The organism is Acerihabitans arboris, from assembly GCF_010131535.1.
GTDB lineage: Bacteria > Pseudomonadota > Gammaproteobacteria > Enterobacterales > Enterobacteriaceae > Acerihabitans > Acerihabitans arboris.
Genome location: NZ_WUBS01000014.1, coordinates 62429 through 81887 on the forward strand (window position 1 = coordinate 62429; position 19459 = coordinate 81887).

A 19459-nucleotide genomic window follows, 5' to 3' on the forward strand; every position below is an offset into this window, starting at 1 on the left:
TGCCTTAACCGCCGCCGTATGCGCCATGGCCACGCCCGGCCCGGGCAAAAAATAGGCTGATCAAGACGCTGTCGCCCTGTGCCGGGCGGTTTTTAGCCCGCGCTCAGATAAAATCTTTCCGGCTTGGGATCAGCAGCGCGGCCAGGGCGCCGATATCAGCTTCATCTTCCAGGGCCATGCCTCTTGCCCATAGCGACTGCGCCTGGGTGGCCGGCAATACCCTGGCCGCCAGGGATAAAAATTTATCCCGCAATTGCCGATCGCTGACCGGGTTGGCCGGGTTGCCGAGGGCGATTTCCACGCGCAGCGACAGGCATTCTCCCTCGCGGGTGTGCAGGGTAACTTCCGGCTCGCCGTCTGAGGGCAGGGCGGGGTCAACCTGTAGCTCGATGCGGGCCATCATCGCCAGCAGCCGGGGATCGCGGCGCTCCCGCTCCCCATAGGCGTCCAGGCCGGCATGGCCGAACACCAGCCGCGCCGCCACCGCATAGGGCAGGCTCATTTGCGCGGCCGCCAACGTATGCAGATTGGCGTTGCCGCACATATCGTTCAGGAACGTGCAGAGCCGGACTTCAATTTTTTCTATCTCCCGATGGCCGACATTCAGCCGGTCGAGCAGCAGCCCGGCTGCGTCTATCGCCGCATGGGTGCCGCGACAGGACGCATAGGGTTTTATCGAGCAGCGTTCCAGCTTCCATACCCGCGCCAGCTCTTGGGTTAGCGCCGCGGGTGTGGCGCTCGCGGCGGCGAAGGTGGCAAGAAAGCCACCCCAGCGATCGTCAAACAGCGCGCCAGGCCCGCTGATACCCTGGCGGGCGCTGAGCGCCGCCAGTACCCCGCCTTCCGCGGCGCGGCCGGCATGTAGTTTTTTACTTTGCGAGCCGTCGTGGATAAATCCCCACAGTCCGCCGCTAAAGCTGCCGGCAATACCCAGCGCGGAGCTGACTTGAACCGGGCTCAGCCCCAGCAGGCTGGCCGCCGCCGCCGCCGCGCCGAATACGCCGCAGGTGGCGGTGGAATGCCAGCCGGCGCCATTATGGATGGAATAACCGCCGCAGGCTTCCAGTACCCGGCGGGCAATGTCATAACCTATCACCGTGGCCAGGATCAACGCCCTGCCGCTGACCGGCTGTGGGCAAAGAGGCAATACCGCCAGTAGGGCGGGCATCACCACCGCGCCGGAATGGTCGCAGCCGCCGGTATCGTCCAGCTCCAGCGCATGGGCGGCAATGCCGTTCAGCAAGGCCGCGTTGCGGGCCGAGGTCGCCTGTAAGGTGCCCCACACCGCCGCCTGCGGCGCCGCGCCTTCCGTCGCCAAAAGCCGGGTCATATCCTGCGCCACCTGGCTGCCCGCGCCCGCCAGTCCCGCCCCTAATGTATCAAGAATATGGCGTTTGCAGCGTTCCACCAGCGCCGGCGGCAACTGTTCAAAAGTGGTGCCGGTAATAAAATCCACCAGCGTACGCTGGGGATTGGCGCCGGCGGGCGCGTCGTTGTGATTGTGCAATACGGCGTCAGGCATGGGGCATTCCCTTTTGGTTATTCCCTGGGAGGGATGGGATATCTTGATGTTCCTGGCTTGAATGACGTTGCCACACCTCGGCCGGGTGCGCGGGATCGTTGTCCGGCTGGCTGCGTCGCCACCAGTCGGCGACGCCGCCGGCGGGGGCGATCCAGACGTCGGGGTGTGCCGCAATGTAATCGAGCAATTCGGCCAGCACGCCGATGCGCCCGGCGGTGCCTATCACTTCAGGATGCAAACGCAGCACATAACACAGGCCGAAACGATAGAATCCGTCGAAGTCCATCTTCATATTGCCCAGGGTCTGGCTATAGGACGCGATGCGGGATTGCGCTGGCGGCACCGCCGGGCTGAGGTTAAAGGCAAAATAGGGTTCGTCTTCCAGCTCATAGTGCAGCGGCAGCTCCACCAGCCGGGGCGAATCCGCACCCTCGGCGGGTGTCTGTAGCGGGATAAAAAAAGGCATATCGTCGCCGCGCCAGCCGGAGGTCCAGCGGATGCCCTCGGTTACCAGGGCGTCGGGCAGGCCGGCGGCCCAATTGCCCGCCGGCAGGCGAAACCCCTGCGGCGCGGCGCCGGTAATGGAGCCGATAGCGGCATTGCCGCGCTGTACGCTTGCGACCTGCTCCGCCAATGTCAGGCCATCAAAGGACTCAAACCGATAACCACAGCCGGCAAGCTCATGGCCGCCCTGCTGGATCTGCCTTATGCGATCGGGATGCTCTTCCGCCGCCACGCCCGGCACGCACCAACTGCCGGGGACGTTTTTCGCCGCCAGCAACGCCAGTAAACGATCGATGCCGCGCAGGGTGCCGTAGCGCCATACCGACAGCGTTTTTTCCCGGCCGGCCACCGCAGGTACCTGGCTGAGGATGCCGTGGATATCATTAAAATCAACCGTCACCACCACCGCGCAGCGTTTGCCATAGGGCCAGCGGCCTGGGGATGATCCAGCGTCAACGTTCATTGCCATGCTCCTGCAGCCACCAGCGCGCCACGTCACGGCAGCGGGCGAACCACACGTCGTCGCGCCGGCGCAGATGATCAAAAAATTGGTCGAGCAGCATAATGCGGCCCGGTTTACCGGAAATCTTCGGATGGAACAGGGTGGTCAGGCTCAGCCCCTCGTTCATCGCGCCGTCGAACTCGCGACACCAGTTATCCAGCGTCAGCGCATAACCGGCGGTGCGATCCAGACCCGAAGGAAAGTTCGGCTCGCGGGTATAGGCCAGGGACGCATAATCGTCCATCTCCCAACGCCCGGGAATTTCCACCAGCGGCCGTTCCCGCCCCAGCACCCGTATCAGGTAAGGCCGGTCATCGCCGCGCATGCTGCTGGAGTAGGTCACGCCCGCGTCCAGCAGCATCGCCGGGGTTTCCTGATGCCAGTCGCCCGACGGAGTGCGAAAACCCTCGGCGCGAATGCCCAATACCTGATGGAAAATATCGCGGGATTTATCCATCACCCAGCGCTGCTGTTCGGGACTCAGGGCATAAAAGGATTCGTGGCGATAGCCGTGGTAGGCCACCTCATGGCCCTGTTCCACGATTGCCCGGCACTGCGCCGGCCAGTTCTCCACCACCCAGGCCGGCACAAAAAACGTGGCCGGCAACTGGTGCGCCTTGAGCAGATCGAGGATACGCCCCAGCGCCCGGAACGGGCCGTAGCCGCCAAAGGTGAAATAATCCGCCTTGCGCCAGATGCTGCCGTTGAGCATGGCGTCGCCGGTCGGGCCGTCGACATCGAACGCCAGCGCCATACAGCCCGTTTTACCCCCGGGCCATCGGGTTGAAGTTAAAGACATGATCGCGCGTTTTCCCCGCTGGCAGGCCGCGCGGGCGCAAGCCGTCCACGCGGTAATGAACACGGCCGGTTATTTGCCGCTGTTAATGGTGACCTCGGTTATCGCGCCGTCCTGCATACCCCATTTGGTGAGGATCTTCAGGTAGGTACCGTCATCGATCATCGCGGTCAGGGCCGACTTGACGCCTTCAATCAGCGCGGTATCGTCCTTGGCGATGCCGATGCCGGTCACCTGGTAGGCAAACGCCTTGCCCAGCGGCTTATAGGTGTCTTTTTCCAGGTTCATGATATAGGGCAGGGTTTCGCTGCCCTGCACCACGCCGTCGATACGTCCCTGGCGCAACTGGGTGCGCGCATCGGCGGTGCCTTCGGCGCCCACCACCACGATAGCCGGTTTACCGGCGGCCTCGCAGTTGGCCTGGCTCCAGGCGGCGATTTCTGCCGGGAAGGTGGTGCGCCGGCTGGTGCCGACCTTCTTGCCGCACAAATCCAGCATCTGGTTGATGTCTTTATGGGCGACGGTGGTGTAGAACTGCGGTCCGCTGTGGTAATAATCCACGAAGGTCGCTATGGGTTGGCGGGCTTTGGTGTCGGTCATGCCGGAGAGGATCATGTCGATGCGTTTGGTGGCCACCGCGTTGACCATTTGTTCAAAGCCGATTTCCTGCCAGCTGATTTTGCGGTTCAGGCGCTTGCCGATTTCCATCCCCAGATCGTAATCCATGCCGGTCAGCTCGCCGGTGGCGGGATCCTTGAATTCCAGCGGTGGATAGTTTGGCATCATGGCCACTTTAATTTCGTCTTTTTGGGTCAGTTCCGTGGCTCCGGCCGTCTGGATGCCTGCCGCCGTATTCAGCAACACACCGGCGGTTAACAAGGACAACAGCGTTTTTTTCATGATCAGGTTCTCGATATGTAATGATGTTTAAATCAGGACGGCAGAGATAAAATTCTGGGTCCGAGGATTTTGTGGATTAAGCAAAACATCTTCCGGATTACCACTCTCAATGATCCCGCCTTCGTCCATAAAGACCACGCGGTTGGCCACTTCCCGGGCAAATCCGAGCTCATGTGTCACCACGATCATCGTCATTCCTTCGGCGGCGAGGCCGCGCATTACCGCCAGCACTTCCCCAACCATCTCCGGATCCAGCGCGGAGGTGGGTTCGTCAAACAGCATTAGTTTGGGTTTCATGGCCAGCGCGCGGGCTATCGCCACCCGCTGCTGCTGCCCGCCGGACAGTTCCAGCGGATAGGCGTCGCGCTTATGGGCAAGGCCAACCCTTTCCAGCAACGCCATGGCCTCCTCCCTGGCCTCCTTCACCGGGCGCAGCAGCACCTGGGTCGGCCCCTCGATAATATTTTCCAGCGCGGTTTTATCGGGAAACAGGTTAAAACGCTGGAACACCATGCCGGTCTTCAGGCGTTGGCGGGCCACCTGGCGATCGTTGAGCGGATAGAGTTTTTTACCCAGGATACGGTAGCCCACCAGCTCGTCATCCACCCAGATACCGCCGCTGTCGATACGTTCCAACTGGTTAATACAGCGCAAAAACGTGCTTTTTCCGGAGCCGGAGGGGCCGATGACGCACATCACCTCGCCGTGGTCCACCGACAGGTTAATGTTCTTCAGCGCCTGGAACTCATCGAAATACTTATTCACGTTGATGGCTTTGACTATGTTTTTCATCTCATCCTCCCGTTAGCGATCGCGACGCTGGGTACCGCGGCCAAAATGACGTTCCAGGCGGATTTGGCCGAGCGACAGGATGGTCACCGCCACCAGATACCAAATGCCGGCGACGAACAGCAGTTCCATGACCCGGGCGTTGGCAAAGTAAATGGTCTGGGCGTTATACAGCAGCTCGGAATATTGGATCATGCTGGCCAGGCTGGTGGTCTTCACCATGCTGATAAATTCGTTGCCAATGGGGGGGATAATCACCCGCATCGCCTGGGGCAAAATAATGCGCCGCAGGGCGTGCAGGCGGGTCATGCCGATGGTTTTGGCGGCTTCATACTGGCCCAGATCCACCGACAGCAGGCCGGCGCGCACCACTTCCGAGGTATAGGCGCCCTGGTTGATGCTCAGGCCGAGCAGAGCGGCCATAAACGGCGTCATGATATCGACGGTATTGAAGCTGAACAGCCCGGGAATGCCCATGACAGGGAAAATCAGCGCCAGGTTGAACCACAGTAATAACTGCAATATCAACGGGGTGCCGCGGAAAATCCAGGTATAACCGATGGCCACGGCTCGCAGCACCGGGTTTTGCGACATGCGCATTACCGCGATGATGACGCCGAAGATCACCCCCAGCAGCATCGCCAGGATCGACATCACGATAGTATTGCCCAGGCCGAACAGGATGGCTTTGGCGGTCAGGAATTGCCCGACAAAACTCCATTCGATTTTGCCGTGGGCGAAGGCGTTAATCAGTAACGCCAGCAGCGCCAGGATAATTACCGAGAAGAAAATCCGCCCGTAATAACGCTGGGGCACATGCTGATATTCGCTTAAATCGATTTTGGCGGGCTGGTCGCCGCCGCCCGGATATTGCTGTTCGGTCATGGCCACTCCCGCGGGTTATTCAACCGATGTTAAAGTAAGGCCGGTATAGCTGGTCACCCAGGCGGCCTGAGCCGCCAGTTTTATCCGCAGCCGGGCGATTTGTTCGGCCACCCGGGCCGGCGCGGTCCCGCCCCAGGCGCAACGCGCGTTGATGGCCGCCTCCAGGGTCAGGCACCGGCGCACCTCGCCGGTGAGACGGACATCCACGTCAGCCAACTGGGCGTCGCTGAGCTGGTCCAGCTCCAACTGATGCCGCTCGCATAGCTGCACCAGTTTGCCGGTAATTTCATGGGCTTCTTTAAACGGCACGCCCCGGCGGGACAGCCAGTCCGCCACTTCGGTGGCCAGGGTAAAGCCCTCCGGCGCCTGCAGCAGCAGACGCTGCCGGTCGACGGCCATGGTCTCGATCATGCCGGCCATGGCCGGCAGCACCAGCAGCAATTGTTCGACGCTATCCATGGCATTGCGTTTGTCTTCGATCAGATCACGGTTGTAGGAGAGCGGTAAACTTTTCATGGTGGCCAGCATCGCCGTCACGTTACCGATAAGCCTTCCGCTTTTGCCGCGGGTCAGCTCGGCGATATCGGGATTTTTTTTCTGCGGCATGATGGAACTGCCGGTGGCGTAGGCGTCATCCAGCGCCACCCAGCGGAACTGGCGCGAGGCCCACAGGCATACCTCTTCACATAGCCTTGAGAGGTTGACGCCGAGCATGCCGCCGGCAAATAAAAATTCCGCCACGTGATCGCGGCTGGCCACCGCGTCGATGGAGTTTTCGCAGGGACCGTCATAACCCAGATCCCGCGCCGACAGTTCGGGATGCATGGCAATCGCCGAGCCGGCCATGGCGGCGGCGCCCAGCGGCGACAGCGCACAGCGTTTATCCCAGTCCTGAAAGCGCTCGACGTCGCGGGCAAACGACTGGGCATGGGCCATTAACTGATGACCGAATACGATGGGCTGGGCCTGCTGCAGGTGGGTAAATCCGGGGGCGATACTGTCGATATGCCGCTCCGCCTGTTTCACCAGCGCCGTTTGCAAGTCCAGCAGGGCGCCAACGATTTTGCGGGCGTTATCGCGTAGGTAAAGCCGCAGATCGTTGGCGGTCTGGTCATTGCGCGAGCGGCCGGCGCGCAGCTTGCCGCCCAGTTCACCAAGCCGCTCGGTGAGCAGGCGCTCGATAAAGGTGTGCACATCCTCATCATCCACGCCGGGCTGGATGCGCCCTTGCCGATAGTCATCGGCCAACTGTGCGATGGCCGCCACCATCAGGGTGGTTTCCTTCTCGTCCAGCAGCCCGGCGCGCTGTAGTTCATAAGCATGGGCGCGACACCCTTCCAGATCATAGGCGGCCAAGGCGAAATAGGCGTCGGGACTGCGCGACAGCGCGCTGAGCGCGGCGGCCGGCCCGCTTTTAAACCGCGCCCCCCAAAGACGTTCGACCGGATGTGACATGGCATGCTCCTTTTATGGCATGGATGTTGCAATCTTTTCTGTAGATGTTGCAATCTTTTCTGTAAACGACATCACTGGATGAGTGACCTTTAAAGAAGGACTACAAACAACCGCTGGCGATGGCGAAATAAGTTGAATGATGTTGTTGAATTGATAATGGAGAACGAAGGCGTGAGGGTAAATAGTTATTATGGAAAGTCCACTTTCCAAATTTGGAAACACGTCGCCGGTCAAGAGTGATATTAATCAGCAGAATATTGGTGTTGCGGATTTAAAGCTTTTGCGGGTATTCAAAACGGTAGTCGAGGCCGGAGGATTTACTGCGGCCTGTAATGAATTGAATATCGGCCTGGCGGCGATAAGTAAACAAATCTCCGATCTTGAAATCCGTTTCGGCATGAAGTTGTGCACCCGCGGACGCGAGGGATTTTATCTTACCGAACATGGTAAAGTAGCCTATCTGGCATGTCTTGATCTGTTCTCCTCGATAAACCAGTTTCGGGATACCTTAAACCACGCCCGCCATGAAATGTTTGGTGAATTAAATATCGGCATTATCGATAATACCATCACCGACAGCCAATCGCCGGTGGTATGGGCATTGAGCGAGATACACCGCCAGGCGCCCAAGGTCAGCGTGCGCCTGCATGCCACCCAGCTGGAGGAAATCGAGCGCGGCGTGATTGATGGTCGTTTCACCTGTGGAATAATACCCGTTTATCAAGAGAAATCCGATTTAGATTATTTTTTCCTCTATAATGAAATAGCATACCTATGTTGTTCTGACCGGCATGAGTTGTTCTCCGTTGCACCGGAAGCATTGACCAATGAACGTATAGAGCGCGCCAGCCTGATCAAGCATTTTTATACCAATCATGGTCATCAAAACCCCTCGCTTCACTTTTCTCCCTCCAATGCCGTGGCGGTGCAGGTTGAGGCGGTCACCATGCTGATCCTCACTGGAAATTATGTCGGCTTTCTGCCGGCGCATTATATCAGTCGCTTTGTGCGCGAAGGAAAAATAAAAGCAATCAAACCGGAAAGCATATATGTTACTACGCCGTTCAACCTGGTGGTAAAAAGAGGCGCGGCATTAAATTCCGTGGTGAAATTATTCCTCGATGCTTTGAAGAACACTTCCGCCGCTCTGCTGGACCATCCGAGGGCAGAATAGCGCATCGATCCCACATCAGCGCACCACCTTAGGGCAGCGGTGCAAAACGGCACGCGCATGCAAGGGTGACCTTGAACGCGGGCTTAATCAATAACGGTGCCATGGTCCATGGATTTTTGTCTGTATATCTCAGCCCTCCGGCATAATTTTATTTAACATCAGTTGATCGATCGGCCGCCAGCGCTGAATCTTTTCGGACTCCGATCGTCAACTTTACAACCGTTAAATTTATTTACACCTGTAAAGCTAATGAGTAGTATTCTCATTGGCTTTTTGGTTCACGTCAGCATACCAGGCTGAAAGTGGCTTTTCAGGCAGCGGCGAATCATAAAAGAATCAATCAACCCATTGAGAAATTGTGAAAAATAGTTGCGGTCTTATGGAGAGCGATAATGTTGTCAGTGCCAGGGTTAAGTAAAAGAGCTGCGGAGCTGAGAGTTAATAGGTCAGTAAGTACATTTTCACTATCCGTTGTCGTTGTCTTCATCTCTTCCTCTTGCAATATTGCCCTGGCGGACGATTCAGCCGGCCAACAAGCCGCTGATGAGACGCTGGTGGTCAAAGCCTGGACCGACGGCGACACAGGCACTAATCATAACCAGCAGGATTACAGTGTGCCGGTCACCACGGCCGGGACCAAAATGCTGCTGGTACCGCGTGATATCCCGCAGTCTGTCAGTATTATCAGCAAACAGCGTATGCAGGACCAGGACCTGCAAACCATCGGCGAGGTGCTGACCAACACCACCGGCATTACCGCCAATAATATCGACTCCGATCGTTCAACCTATTATTCCCGCGGGTTTTTTATCAATAATTTCGTCTTTGACGACATTCCCACCACCCTTAGCGACGTTTGGAACTTCGGCGACTCGGGATCGGATACCGCTATTTACGATCGCATCGAGGTGGTGCGCGGCGCAACGGGACTCTTGACCGGGTCGGGCAACCCTTCCGCCGCCATTAATATGGTGCGCAAACATGCTGACAGTCGTGAATTCCAGGGCTCGGTTTCGGGCACTTACGGTACCTGGGATAAGCGGCGGATGGTGGCCGATCTCTCCGCGCCGCTGACCGGGTCAGGCAATGTGCGCGGGCGCGTTATTGCCGGTTACCAGGATAATGATACCTGGCTCGCTCGCTATCATAACCGCAAAAAGTTCATTTATGGCGTTGTCGACGCCGACCTGACCGACTCCACCACGTTATCCCTGGGATATGATTACCAGGAAAGTGATACCAGCAATCCCACCTGGGGCGGGTTGCCGACCTGGTACAGCGACGGCAGCCGTACTCACTTTGACCGCGGCTTCAATCCGGCGCCGGACTGGAGCTACTCTAATCATGAGTCGAAAAAGGTATTTGCCGATCTGACCCAGCGCTTTGATAACGGCTGGCAGCTGCGTGTGAACGGCACCCATGCCGAAACCGATTTCGATTCCAAGCTGATGTATGCCGACGGTTTCCCGGATAAAGACACCGGCGAGGGCGTTTCCGCCTATGGTGGCTGGAATAAGGGCAAACGTAAGCTGGGTTCCGTCGATACCTATGCCACCGGCCCCTTTGAGCTGTTAGGCCGCCAGCATGAGCTGGTGGCCGGCGCCAGCTACAGCAAACAAAATAATCATTATTTTAATTCACAGGCCACCATCACCGAATCGGATATTGGCAACTATAACAACTGGAACGGCCATATCGCCGATGCCGACTGGAGTCCCTGGGTTGATTATTCCAACGACACCATCCGGCAAAAATCGGTCTATACTGCGGCGCGCTTTGCGCTGTCCGATCCGCTGCACCTGATCGTCGGCGCGCGTTACACCGACTGGCGCGCCAATGGCTCGACCGCCACCAGTGATAAAGACGACGTCACGCCCTATGCCGGCCTGATTTATGATCTCGACGATACCTGGTCCGCCTATGCCAGCTATACCTCCATCTTCCAGCCGCAGACTTATAGGGACGCCGATAAAAACTACCTGGATCCCACCACCGGTAAAAACTACGAAGCCGGCCTGAAGGGCGACTGGTATAATAGCCGCCTGACCGCGTCTTTGGCGGTTTTCCGCATCGAACAGGATAATGTCGCGCAAAGCGAAGGCACCTATATTCCCGGCACGACGGAGATGGCTTATCGCGGCGTCGACGGCACCGTCAGCAAGGGCTTTGAATTCGAGCTCAACGGCGCGGTAACCGACAATCTGCAAATGACCTTTGGCGGAGCCCGTTATGTTGCCGACGATCAAGACGGCAACGCCATTAACTCCGAGCTGCCGCGCACCTCGCTGAAACTCTTTACCCGCTACCAACTGCCGATGCTGCCGGATCTGGCGGTCGGCGGCGGGGTAAACTGGCGGAATCATAGCTGGCAGGACGCCTACGGACCGCAGGGGACGATGCGCGCCGACCAGGGCAGCTACGCGCTGGTCAGCCTGTTCAGCCGCTACCAGGTCACCCGACAGCTTTCCGTGCAGGCCAATATCAACAACCTGTTCGATAAAGAATACTACGACTACCTCGGACCTTATGCGGTTTATGGGGCGCCGCGCAACATGTCGGTGACGGTGGGTTACGCATTCTGATAAAGACAGGCGGGAGGGATCCCGCCTCTGTTTTTTTACGACGTGGAAAACAGCGCGCGCAAAAGCGGTGTTTGAAGGCTTGCGGCTCAGGCTTTATAAATCAATCGCCGAGGTTGGTTTTTTGTTCTCGGGAGACCAGTAAACACCGCTGCCGTGATAGGTTTTTGCGCCCAAGACAAACTGATTCGCGCAATGGCCACATAAAATACGAAGGATTTTTCGGACACCTGTATCAAGGGATGGAGGTTCCAGCGTCAATCAGCAGCAGCGTTCCGTGGCTGCCCGGTAAAACACGGTGCGTTTTGCCGGGCGCAATAACGTAATAGTCTCCCGATTTCATCTTGATGAGATGACCTTCGATATCAAGCTGTAGCCGGCCCTCGATAAGAATCAATGCTTCGGCGAAATCATCATGGCGTTCTTCGGCAACGCCGCTGTTGTCCATCCGGATAAGCTATTGCCTTGGAAAACCCGGATGTAAAGGAAGCTTATAACGATATTCCGGTCAGGAAAGCGCTCGCCGCTCAGCTCAAGACGGTACGCAAGGCTATGCAGCTTACCCAACAAGACATCGCCCTTAAGACCGGGATAAAAAAGCAGAATATCAGCCGCATTGAAAATGGACTGGGTTCACCTAATTTCTCAACGCTTAACCGTTACGCTGCCGCCTTAGGCGGTTCATTTGTTTTCCAGTTGAATCATTGAACCTAAATCTGCTTTGTAGGGACTGATTCTAAGCTTAGGTCCGCTTATCGTTAGCAACATAACTGGCCTGATTAAGTTCGAAAGTGATAAGTTAATGAAAAGTGGGTGCAAAAAAATGCCCTTAAAACAGGGCATTGTGGCATTTATTAGATGTCAGCAGAAATTATTCGATATTCTGGATCTGCTCCCGCATCTGCTCAATCAGCACCTTCAGCTCAATCGCAGATGTCGTCACACTCGCATTGATTGACTTCGACCCCAGCGTATTCGATTCCCGGTTAAACTCCTGCATCATAAAGTCCAGGCGGCGGCCCACCGCTTCCTTTTTAGTCAGGATATTGTAGGTTTCCTTCACATGGGCATCCAGTCGATCCAACTCCTCGGAGACGTCCACCCGCTGGGCCAGCAGCACCAGTTCCTGCTCCAGGCGGTTGTTTTCCAGCTGTACCTGCGCATCTTCCATTTTGGCCAGCAGGCGTTCCCGTTGCCACACCAGGATATCGGGCATCTGCTGGCGCACCTTGGCCACTTCGGCGCTGACGCCGGCCAGGCGTTGCTCGATCATTATCTTGATCGCGGCGCCTTCGGATTCGCGGGCCAGGATAAAGTCATCCAGCGCGGCATCCAGTGCCGCCAGGAGTTCCGCGCCGATGGCGTCCAGATCCTGCTCTTCCGCCGCCATGACGCCCGGCCAGCGCAGGATTTCCATCGGGTCGATTTCACCCTCGTCGCTTTGCATCTTGACCCACTGGGCCGCTTCCACCAGCTGCTTGGCCAGCGGCTGGTTTAAAATCAGCGCGCTTTGGGTGTTGGGATTGACCTCAAAACGCAGGTTGCATTCAATCTTGCCGCGGGTAAGGCGGGTGCGGGTACGTTCCCTGATGGCTGGCTCCAGGCCGCGGAACTGCTCCGGTAAACGGATGTACGTTTCCAGATAGCGTTGGTTAACGGAGCGAAGCTCCCAGGCTGCGTTGCCCCAATCACCTTTAACTTCGCGCCGCGCGAATGCGGTCATGCTGCGGATCATATGCGTACCCGTCCTTATAAAAAAGTTGGGGGGATTATAACGTCGCAGGGCCGGGCATGATAGGCATATGGTCCCGAAGACCGTATAATGCGCAGCCAATACACAAAATATCAGCCCGGAGAAAGCCATGCGTCCAGCAGGCAGAAACATTCAGCAAGTCCGTCCCGTCACCATTACCCGCCATTTTACCAGGCACGCCGAAGGTTCGGTGCTGATTGAGTTTGGCGAGACCCGGGTGCTTTGCACCGCCACGGTGGAAGAGGGCGTGCCGCGTTTTCTGAAAGGACAGGGCCAGGGCTGGATCACCGCCGAATACGGCATGCTGCCGCGCGCGACCCATACCCGTAATGCCCGCGAGGCGTCCCGAGGCAAACAGGGCGGCCGCACCCTGGAAATCCAGCGCCTGATTGCGCGCTCGCTGCGCGCCGCGGTGGATTTGAAGAAGCTTGGCGAATACACCATTACCCTGGACTGCGATGTACTGCAGGCCGACGGCGGCACCCGCACCGCGTCTATTACCGGCGCCTGCGTGGCGCTGGCCGATGCCCTGGCGGGCATGCAGAAAAAGGGCCAGTTGAAGACCAATCCGTTCAAGGGCTTTGTCGCGGCAATTTCTGTCGGCATCGTGGCGGGTGAAGCGCGCTGCGATCTGGAATACGTGGAAGACTCGGCCGCTGAAACCGATATGAACGTGGTGATGATGGAAGACGGCCGCATGATTGAAGTGCAGGGTACCGCCGAAGGCGAACCCTTCAGCCAGGAAGAGCTTATCACCCTACTGGAGCTGGCCCGTGGCGGCATCGAGTCGTTAATCCAGGCGCAAAAGGCCGCATTGGCTGATTGATGTATTAGATGATTGCAGACTGAATGGCGGGACAGGTGTCGGATGAGTCAACGCATCCTGTTGCGCCGTTGACGCAAACCCAGGCGGCGGTTTCGTCGCCCCGTTGTGAGGAGTGCCAGCAGTGAAACAGTATCAGCGAGAGTTTATCGAGTTCGCTTTAAACAAACAGGTCTTGAAATTCGGCGAATTTACGCTGAAGTCGGGCCGGAAAAGTCCCTATTTTTTTAATGCCGGCTTGTTTAACACCGGTCGCGACCTGGCGTTGCTTGGGCGCTTTTACGCCGCCGCGCTGATGGAGTCCGGCATTGATTTTGATCTGGTGTTCGGCCCGGCTTATAAAGGCATTCCCATCGCCACCACCACGGCCGTGGCATTGGCCGAACATTTTGAACGCGACGTGCCTTATTGCTTTAACCGTAAGGAAGCCAAGGATCACGGCGAGGGCGGCAGCCTGGTGGGCAGCCCGCTGCAAGGTAAAGTGATGCTGCTAGATGACGTGATTACCGCCGGCACCGCCATCCGCGAAGCCATGGCCATAATCGAGGCTCATCAGGCGCAGCTGGCCGGTGTGCTGATCTCTCTTGACCGGCAGGAAAAGGGTCGGGCCGAAATCTCGGCGATACAGGAGGTGGAACGTGATTACCACTGTCGGGTCATCGCCATCGTTACGCTGAAGGATCTTATCGATTACCTGGAAGAAAAAAGCGAAATGGCCAACCATCTGGCGGCGGTGCGCGCCTATCAGCGTCAATACGGAGTCTAAGCATAAACAGATAGCTGGCCGGTACAGCGGGCGCCGTCCCATACTATCCGCGCATGAACAGTCTGCACTTAAACAGGTTTTCCAGACTCGTCGTTTTTGAACCCGGTTTGGCAAAACCGGTTATCACCAATCCAGATTTCCGCCGTATCAAACGGCTGGTGCACCTGCGCAAACGCTCAATAAGGCGGCCGCTGTCGCGGCTCAGCGCAGTTGCGCCACCAGCAGCGGCCAGCGCACATCGAACTCATGCATCGGCGAGTAACGGAATTCGGTGCGCACGAAACGAGACAGCATTCCCTCGCAGTAAGCCAGCAACTGGCTGGCCAGCAGGGCCTCATCCAGTTCAAACGCCTGTCCTTCCCGTAGTCTTCTCTCGCGTAATACCTGGCGCAACTGCACTTCGATACGTTCATACAGCTGGTTGATACGGCCCTGCAGCCGGTCTTGTTCAAACATCAACGCATGGCCGGTCATGATGCGGGTCAGGCCGGGGTTGCGCTCGGCAAAACCCAGGATCAGCTGCATAATCAGACGAAGACGATTAAGGGTTTCCTTTTCATCCTGTAGGATCAGGTTGATACGGGAAATCAGGCTATCTTCGATAAATTCGATCAGGCTGTCGAACATCCGCGTTTTGCTGGGAAAGTGGCGATATAGCGCCGCTTCGGAAACGCCTACGGTGGCCGCCAGCTTGGCGGTGGTGATACGTTGGCTACCGTCACCAGATTCAAGCATTTGCGCCAATGCCTGAAGAATCTCCTCGCGGCGATTACGTTTCGTATTCTTTTTTTCTACCATGCCGAATAGGTCCCTGGGTAAAAAGTATCAATAATGAATTATTATCAGGCATCGGCCACAACAACTTCGGGTGTTGCGGCGTTAAAAGAGTGGATTGTCGATGCCGGGGAAGGCCGCCCGTTAACGCCTACTGACGGCCGGAATGGCCGAAACCGCCTTCTCCACGGGAGCTTGCGCTAAACTCGTCGACGACATTAAATTCCACCTGGACGATGGGTACAAACACCATTTGCGCCAGGCGTTCTCCCGGCTCGATGGTGAAAACATGCTGTCCGCGATTCCAGACGGACACCATCAGCGGTCCCTGGTAATCCGAATCGATCAGTCCCACCAGGTTGCCCAGCACGATGCCGTGCTTATGGCCCAGCCCTGAGCGCGGCAATACCATCGCCGCCAGGCCGGTGTCGGCGATATGCACCGCCAGGCCGGTCGGGATCAGGGTGGTTTCGCCGGGCGCCAGGACAATCGCATCGTCGATACAGGCGCGCAGATCCAGGCCGGCGGAACCCGAGGTGGCATAAACAGGCAGTGGGAAACGATCGCCGATACGGCTATCAAGGATTTTAAGGTCGATTTTTTTCATCATAACGGCGGACAATCTCGTCAATTAAATGTTGACCAAGCAGGGACTTATCGCTTAGCGGTAACCGGGTATCCCCGTCTTGCCAGAACAGGTGCAGCGCGTTGGTCTCGCTGTTGAAACCCTGTCCCGGCTGGGAAACGTCATTTGCGCAGATCAGATCCATATTTTTCGCCACGCGTTTGTGCCGGGCGTATTCTTCCATATTTTGGGTTTCGGCGGCAAATCCGACCACAAAGGGACGATTTTCCGTCAATGCCCCGACGCTTGCCACGATATCTGGATTCTTGATCATCCTGATAGTGATTTCGTCGCCCCGGGTTTTGATTTTTTCCGCCGCCGGCTCGGCCGAGCGGTAATCCGCCACGGCGGCGCAGCCGATAAAAATCTGCTGATCGCCAATGTCCTTCATCACCGCGTCCTGCATTTCCTGCGCGCTGGTGACATTGACGCGCCAGACATTGGCCGGCGTGGGCAAATCCACCGGGCCGGTCACCAGCGTGACGTGCGCGCCTTTCGCCGCCGCCGCCCTGGCAATGGCGAAACCCATCTTGCCGGAGCTGTGGTTGGTGATATAACGCACCGGATCGAGGGCCTCGCGGGTAGGGCCGGCGGTAATCATGACGTTAAGGTGCGCAAGCGAAAGGTCGACGGTAAAATGCCGGCGCGACAGTTCGACCAGATCCAACGGGTCGAGCATCCTGCCCGGGCCGATATCGCCGCAGGCCTGGCTGCCGTTATCCGGCCCCCACAGCAATGCGCCGCGGGATTCGAGGGTGCGCAGGTTGGCCTGGGTGGCCGGCGCCCGGTACATTTGCTGGTTCATGGCCGGCGCTATGGCAATCCGCGCGGCGGTGGCCAGGCACAGGGTGCTCAGCAAATCGTTTGCCATGCCGGCGGCGATACGCGCGATCAGATCGGCGCTGGCGGGGGCCAGCAGGACCAAATCCGCCCATTTCCCCAGTTCGATATGGCCCATGGCCGCTTCGGCCGCGGGATCGAGCAGATCGTCGGAAACCGGGTGACCCGATACCGCCTGCAGCGTCAGCGGGGTGATAAACGCTTTGGCCGCGGGAGTCATAACCACCCGCACATCCGCGCCCCGGTCGCGCAAACGGCGCACCAGTTCAGGGCTTTTATAGGCTGCGATACCGCCACTCACACCAAGTACAATATGTTTGCCGGCAAGTTCCGTCATCTCGGTTGTCCGCTTGTAAGCTTAAGTAAAAAACATTTTATCATAACCCTTCCATGAACAGGCATCTGTCTCGTCAAGAAGCACCTGGTGCTAAATTGCAGGGAGGGCCGCAACTTTCCCGTTTCCGCGTCGTACAAGCCCGTGCGCAATGGCATGATAGGCGGGCACATGGACGGAGGCAGGCAGATGGATGATGATGATAAAGGATGGCATGATAAACTGGCGCCGCGTGAGAAATTACTGTTGTTTGGTCCGGGGATCCTCAGCGATTCGGAGCTCCTGGCGCTGTTCCTGCGTACCGGAGTGCCGGGCATGCACGTCATGCAATACGCTGAAAGCCTGCTGGCGCAGTTTGGCTCGTTTCATAAATTAATCACGGCGGACCGGCAGACGCTCTGCGCCGTCAAGGGACTGGGCAACTCTAAGTATGCCCAGCTGCAGGCCATCGGCGAGATGGCGCATCGTTTTTATTGTTCACATCTGATGCGTGAAAACGCCATGACCAGCCCGGAAATCACCCGTAGCTACCTGCAGTTATTACTGGCGCGCCGGGAGCGGGAGGTATTTGTGGTCATGTTCCTGGACAACCAGCATCGCCTGATTGCCCATCAGGAGATGTTCAAGGGTACAGTGAACAGCGTAGAAGTACACCCGCGTGAAATCCTGCGCGAGGCGCTTAAAGTCAATGCGGCGGCGATAATTTTAGCGCACAATCATCCGTCGGGAAAAGCCCAGCCCAGCCGCGCCGATCGGGATGTGACCGATCTGGTGGTCAAGGCGTGCTTATTCCTGGACATCCGGGTACTCGATCACCTGGTTATCGGCGCGGGAGAATACGTCTCTTTTGCCGAAAAAGGGTGGTTGTGAGCCTCTTTCCTGCGATCCTCAGGGATCTTTAGTTGCGCGGGACTTGAGCACTTGCGCTTCAAAGCGTATACTACGCCACCTTTGAGAATCCTGGGTGTAGCGTTGAGAGCCTATCTCAGCAGATTTAAATCTGTTGAAAGTCTCTCCTCAGTGAATGTGCTGAGATGGGCTCTAAAGCCTGACGAGGCGGCTAACACCTTTTTACGAAGCTCGAGCTGATTAGATTTTTGGAGAATAGACATGTCCCGAGTCTGCCAAGTTACCGGCAAGCGCCCGGTGAGCGGCAACAACCGCTCCCACGCAATGAATGCGACCAAACGCCGTTTTCTGCCTAACCTGCACTCTCACCGTTTTTGGGTTGAGAGCGAAAAACGCTTTGTTACGCTGCGTGTATCTGCTAAAGGTATGCGTGTGATTGATAAGAAGGGCATCGAAACGGTCTTGACCGATTTGCGTGCCCGCGGTGAAAAGTATTAAGGAACTGAATCATGGCTAAGGGTGTTCGCGAGAAGATCAAGCTGGTTTCTTCTGCTGGTACTGGTCACTACTATACCACTACGAAGAATAAACGTACCAAACCGGAAAAGTTGGAATTGAAAAAATTCGATCCGGTTGTACGCCAGCACGTACTGTACAAAGAAGCTAAAATCAAATAATTTTAGTGGATTGCAAAAAACCCGGCTTCGGCCGGGTTTTTTATTGGTGATTTGCCCAGGCGCTATTTTACCTGGGCGGCTTAACGAAAAACGGGTGACGACATGCCAGAACTCCCTGAGGTGGAAACCAGCCGGCGCGGCATAGAGCCTTGGGTCGCCGGCCATCATATCGTGCGGGCGGTGGTGCGCAACGCGCGCCTGCGCTGGCCGGTGTCCGATGAAATCATCGCCCTGCGCGATCGCCTGGTCATCAGCGTGCGGCGTCGGGCCAAATACCTGCTGCTTGAGCTTAGCGACGGCTGGATCATTATCCACCTGGGCATGTCCGGCAGTTTACGCGTATTGCCGCAGCCGGTGCCGCCGGAAAAGCATGACCATGTGGATTTGATAATGAGCAACGGCTGTACCATCCGCTATACCGATCCGCGGCGCTTCGGCGCCTGGTTGTGGAGCGGGGATCTGGCAACCAGCCGCGTGCTGGCGCATCTGGGGCCGGAGCCGCTGAATGATGAATTTAACGGTCGCTGGCTGTTCGACAAGTCGCGCAACAAGCGCACGCTGGTGAAACCCTGGCTGATGGATAACAAACTGGTGGTCGGCGTGGGCAATATCTATGCCAGCGAGTCGCTGTTTGTGGCGGGGATCCTGCCCGCGCGGCCCGCCGGTTCGTTAACCGAGGCCGAGGCCGGCCTGCTGGCCGAGACCATCAAGGCGGTATTGCTGCGCTCTATCGCGCAGGGCGGCACCACGCTGCGCGATTTTATGCAATCGGACGGCAAGCCGGGCTATTTTGTGCAGGAGCTGCAGGTCTATGGTCGCGGGGGGCAGGGCTGTCGGGTATGCGGCACGCCGATCCAGACGGCGAAGCACGGTCAGCGCAGCACCTTCTTTTGCCCCAACTGCCAGCATTGA

General features: G+C 57.4%; 21 protein-coding genes. 9 read left to right on the plus strand and 12 right to left on the minus strand.

Going from position 1 to position 19459, the window contains the following annotated elements:
- Nucleotides 1-103: 103 nt before the first annotated feature.
- From GRH90_RS18665 to argH, 7 genes are all read right to left on the minus strand, one after another.
- Nucleotides 104-1522 (minus strand): MmgE/PrpD family protein, encoded by a 1419-nt coding sequence (locus GRH90_RS18665; RefSeq protein ID WP_162367473.1) that lies wholly within the window; start codon nucleotides 1520-1522, stop codon nucleotides 104-106.
- Complete coding sequence (locus GRH90_RS18670) at nucleotides 1515-2489, minus strand: polysaccharide deacetylase family protein (RefSeq protein WP_162367474.1); 975 nt, start codon at nucleotides 2487-2489, stop codon at nucleotides 1515-1517. The genes GRH90_RS18665 and GRH90_RS18670 overlap by 8 nt, the downstream gene beginning before the upstream one ends.
- Nucleotides 2479-3327 (minus strand): polysaccharide deacetylase family protein, encoded by an 849-nt coding sequence (locus tag GRH90_RS18675; protein ID WP_162367475.1) that lies wholly within the window; start codon nucleotides 3325-3327, stop codon nucleotides 2479-2481. Before GRH90_RS18675 ends, GRH90_RS18670 begins: the two co-directional genes overlap by 11 nt.
- A gap of 69 nt (nucleotides 3328-3396) precedes the next feature.
- A complete protein-coding gene (locus GRH90_RS18680; RefSeq protein ID WP_162367476.1) occupies nucleotides 3397-4224 on the minus strand; it encodes an ABC transporter substrate-binding protein in 828 nt (275 codons plus the stop codon).
- Between the two features lie 27 nt (nucleotides 4225-4251).
- Nucleotides 4252-5016, minus strand: coding sequence for an amino acid ABC transporter ATP-binding protein (locus GRH90_RS18685; RefSeq protein WP_162367477.1), 765 nt, complete (start codon nucleotides 5014-5016; stop codon nucleotides 4252-4254).
- Between the two features lie 12 nt (nucleotides 5017-5028).
- Nucleotides 5029-5898: an amino acid ABC transporter permease gene (locus GRH90_RS18690; protein WP_162367478.1), complete on the minus strand. Its 870-nt coding sequence runs from the start codon at nucleotides 5896-5898 to the stop codon at nucleotides 5029-5031.
- 15 nt (nucleotides 5899-5913) lie between these two features.
- Nucleotides 5914-7353 (minus strand): argininosuccinate lyase, encoded by a 1440-nt coding sequence (gene argH, locus GRH90_RS18695; RefSeq protein WP_162367479.1) that lies wholly within the window; start codon nucleotides 7351-7353, stop codon nucleotides 5914-5916.
- Nucleotides 7354-7543: 190 nt separating this feature from the next.
- On the opposite strand from argH, the gene GRH90_RS18700 reads away from it, so the two are divergent.
- Complete coding sequence (locus GRH90_RS18700) at nucleotides 7544-8527, plus strand: LysR family transcriptional regulator (protein ID WP_162367480.1); 984 nt, start codon at nucleotides 7544-7546, stop codon at nucleotides 8525-8527.
- Between the two features lie 392 nt (nucleotides 8528-8919).
- A complete protein-coding gene (gene fhuE, locus GRH90_RS18705; RefSeq protein WP_162367481.1) occupies nucleotides 8920-11109 on the plus strand; it encodes a ferric-rhodotorulic acid/ferric-coprogen receptor FhuE in 2190 nt (729 codons plus the stop codon).
- 232 nt (nucleotides 11110-11341) lie between these two features.
- On the opposite strand, the gene GRH90_RS18710 is transcribed toward fhuE, so the two are convergent.
- Nucleotides 11342-11554, minus strand: a complete 213-nt coding sequence (locus GRH90_RS18710; protein WP_162367482.1) for a cupin domain-containing protein — start codon at nucleotides 11552-11554, stop codon at nucleotides 11342-11344.
- An 11-nt stretch (nucleotides 11555-11565) separates the two neighbouring features.
- Here GRH90_RS18710 and GRH90_RS18715 point away from each other — a divergent pair, with 11 nt between their 5' ends.
- Nucleotides 11566-11814, plus strand: coding sequence for a helix-turn-helix domain-containing protein (locus GRH90_RS18715; RefSeq protein WP_162367600.1), 249 nt, complete (start codon nucleotides 11566-11568; stop codon nucleotides 11812-11814).
- Nucleotides 11815-11977: 163 nt separating this feature from the next.
- Here the strand turns inward: GRH90_RS18715 and GRH90_RS18720 are convergent, their stop codons facing one another.
- The gene (locus GRH90_RS18720) at nucleotides 11978-12841 is read right to left on the minus strand and encodes a YicC/YloC family endoribonuclease (RefSeq protein WP_162367483.1); all 864 of its coding nucleotides are present in this window, start codon (nucleotides 12839-12841) and stop codon (nucleotides 11978-11980) included.
- Between the two features lie 127 nt (nucleotides 12842-12968).
- Between GRH90_RS18720 and rph the strand changes: the two genes are divergently transcribed.
- Together rph and pyrE are read left to right on the plus strand one after the other, a co-directional pair.
- The gene (gene rph / locus GRH90_RS18725) at nucleotides 12969-13685 is read left to right on the plus strand and encodes a ribonuclease PH (RefSeq protein ID WP_162367484.1); all 717 of its coding nucleotides are present in this window, start codon (nucleotides 12969-12971) and stop codon (nucleotides 13683-13685) included.
- A gap of 121 nt (nucleotides 13686-13806) precedes the next feature.
- Nucleotides 13807-14448, plus strand: a complete 642-nt coding sequence (gene pyrE / locus GRH90_RS18730) for an orotate phosphoribosyltransferase (RefSeq protein ID WP_162367485.1) — start codon at nucleotides 13807-13809, stop codon at nucleotides 14446-14448.
- 201 nt (nucleotides 14449-14649) lie between these two features.
- Here the strand turns inward: pyrE and slmA are convergent, their stop codons facing one another.
- The 3 genes from slmA to coaBC form a co-directional block, all read right to left on the minus strand.
- Nucleotides 14650-15246 carry a nucleoid occlusion factor SlmA gene (gene slmA / locus GRH90_RS18735; protein ID WP_162367486.1) on the minus strand — a complete coding sequence of 199 codons (597 nt, stop codon included), beginning with the start codon at nucleotides 15244-15246 and terminating at the stop codon, nucleotides 14650-14652.
- A 127-nt stretch (nucleotides 15247-15373) separates the two neighbouring features.
- The gene (gene dut / locus GRH90_RS18740; protein WP_162367487.1) at nucleotides 15374-15832 is read right to left on the minus strand and encodes a dUTP diphosphatase; all 459 of its coding nucleotides are present in this window, start codon (nucleotides 15830-15832) and stop codon (nucleotides 15374-15376) included.
- Nucleotides 15810-17024: a bifunctional phosphopantothenoylcysteine decarboxylase/phosphopantothenate--cysteine ligase CoaBC gene (gene coaBC, locus GRH90_RS18745; RefSeq protein WP_162367488.1), complete on the minus strand. Its 1215-nt coding sequence runs from the start codon at nucleotides 17022-17024 to the stop codon at nucleotides 15810-15812. The genes dut and coaBC overlap by 23 nt, the downstream gene beginning before the upstream one ends.
- Nucleotides 17025-17210: 186 nt before the next feature.
- Here coaBC and radC point away from each other — a divergent pair, with 186 nt between their 5' ends.
- The 4 genes from radC (at nucleotide 17211) to mutM (ending at nucleotide 19459) form a co-directional block, all read left to right on the plus strand.
- Nucleotides 17211-17891, plus strand: a complete 681-nt coding sequence (gene radC, locus GRH90_RS18750; protein ID WP_162367489.1) for a RadC family protein — start codon at nucleotides 17211-17213, stop codon at nucleotides 17889-17891.
- 240 nt (nucleotides 17892-18131) lie between these two features.
- The gene (gene rpmB / locus GRH90_RS18755) at nucleotides 18132-18368 is read left to right on the plus strand and encodes a 50S ribosomal protein L28 (RefSeq protein ID WP_132924257.1); all 237 of its coding nucleotides are present in this window, start codon (nucleotides 18132-18134) and stop codon (nucleotides 18366-18368) included.
- 11 nt (nucleotides 18369-18379) lie between these two features.
- Nucleotides 18380-18547, plus strand: coding sequence for a 50S ribosomal protein L33 (rpmG, locus tag GRH90_RS18760; RefSeq protein WP_012882902.1), 168 nt, complete (start codon nucleotides 18380-18382; stop codon nucleotides 18545-18547).
- 102 nt (nucleotides 18548-18649) lie between these two features.
- The gene (mutM, locus tag GRH90_RS18765; RefSeq protein ID WP_162367490.1) at nucleotides 18650-19459 is read left to right on the plus strand and encodes a bifunctional DNA-formamidopyrimidine glycosylase/DNA-(apurinic or apyrimidinic site) lyase; all 810 of its coding nucleotides are present in this window, start codon (nucleotides 18650-18652) and stop codon (nucleotides 19457-19459) included.

Excerpts from the sequence above, each read along its gene's own strand:
- GRH90_RS18665 (WP_162367473.1), bottom strand. The coding sequence starts at position 1,522 with ATGCCTGACGCCGTATTGCACAATCACAACGACGCGCCCGCCGGCGCC.
- GRH90_RS18670 (WP_162367474.1), bottom strand. The coding sequence starts at position 2,489 with ATGAACGTTGACGCTGGATCATCCCCAGGCCGCTGGCCCTATGGCAAA.
- GRH90_RS18675 (WP_162367475.1), bottom strand. The coding sequence starts at position 3,327 with ATGTCTTTAACTTCAACCCGATGGCCCGGGGGTAAAACGGGCTGTATG.
- GRH90_RS18680 (WP_162367476.1), bottom strand. The coding sequence starts at position 4,224 with ATGAAAAAAACGCTGTTGTCCTTGTTAACCGCCGGTGTGTTGCTGAAT.
- GRH90_RS18685 (WP_162367477.1), bottom strand. The coding sequence starts at position 5,016 with ATGAAAAACATAGTCAAAGCCATCAACGTGAATAAGTATTTCGATGAG.
- GRH90_RS18690 (WP_162367478.1), bottom strand. The coding sequence starts at position 5,898 with ATGACCGAACAGCAATATCCGGGCGGCGGCGACCAGCCCGCCAAAATC.
- argH (WP_162367479.1), bottom strand. The coding sequence starts at position 7,353 with ATGTCACATCCGGTCGAACGTCTTTGGGGGGCGCGGTTTAAAAGCGGG.
- GRH90_RS18700 (WP_162367480.1), top strand. The coding sequence starts at position 7,544 with ATGGAAAGTCCACTTTCCAAATTTGGAAACACGTCGCCGGTCAAGAGT.
- fhuE (WP_162367481.1), top strand. The coding sequence starts at position 8,920 with ATGTTGTCAGTGCCAGGGTTAAGTAAAAGAGCTGCGGAGCTGAGAGTT.
- GRH90_RS18710 (WP_162367482.1), bottom strand. The coding sequence starts at position 11,554 with ATGGACAACAGCGGCGTTGCCGAAGAACGCCATGATGATTTCGCCGAA.
- GRH90_RS18720 (WP_162367483.1), bottom strand. The coding sequence starts at position 12,841 with ATGATCCGCAGCATGACCGCATTCGCGCGGCGCGAAGTTAAAGGTGAT.
- rph (WP_162367484.1), top strand. The coding sequence starts at position 12,969 with ATGCGTCCAGCAGGCAGAAACATTCAGCAAGTCCGTCCCGTCACCATT.
- slmA (WP_162367486.1), bottom strand. The coding sequence starts at position 15,246 with ATGGTAGAAAAAAAGAATACGAAACGTAATCGCCGCGAGGAGATTCTT.
- dut (WP_162367487.1), bottom strand. The coding sequence starts at position 15,832 with ATGATGAAAAAAATCGACCTTAAAATCCTTGATAGCCGTATCGGCGAT.
- coaBC (WP_162367488.1), bottom strand. The coding sequence starts at position 17,024 with ATGACGGAACTTGCCGGCAAACATATTGTACTTGGTGTGAGTGGCGGT.
- radC (WP_162367489.1), top strand. The coding sequence starts at position 17,211 with ATGGATGATGATGATAAAGGATGGCATGATAAACTGGCGCCGCGTGAG.
- rpmB (WP_132924257.1), top strand. The coding sequence starts at position 18,132 with ATGTCCCGAGTCTGCCAAGTTACCGGCAAGCGCCCGGTGAGCGGCAAC.
- rpmG (WP_012882902.1), top strand. The coding sequence starts at position 18,380 with ATGGCTAAGGGTGTTCGCGAGAAGATCAAGCTGGTTTCTTCTGCTGGT.
- mutM (WP_162367490.1), top strand. The coding sequence starts at position 18,650 with ATGCCAGAACTCCCTGAGGTGGAAACCAGCCGGCGCGGCATAGAGCCT.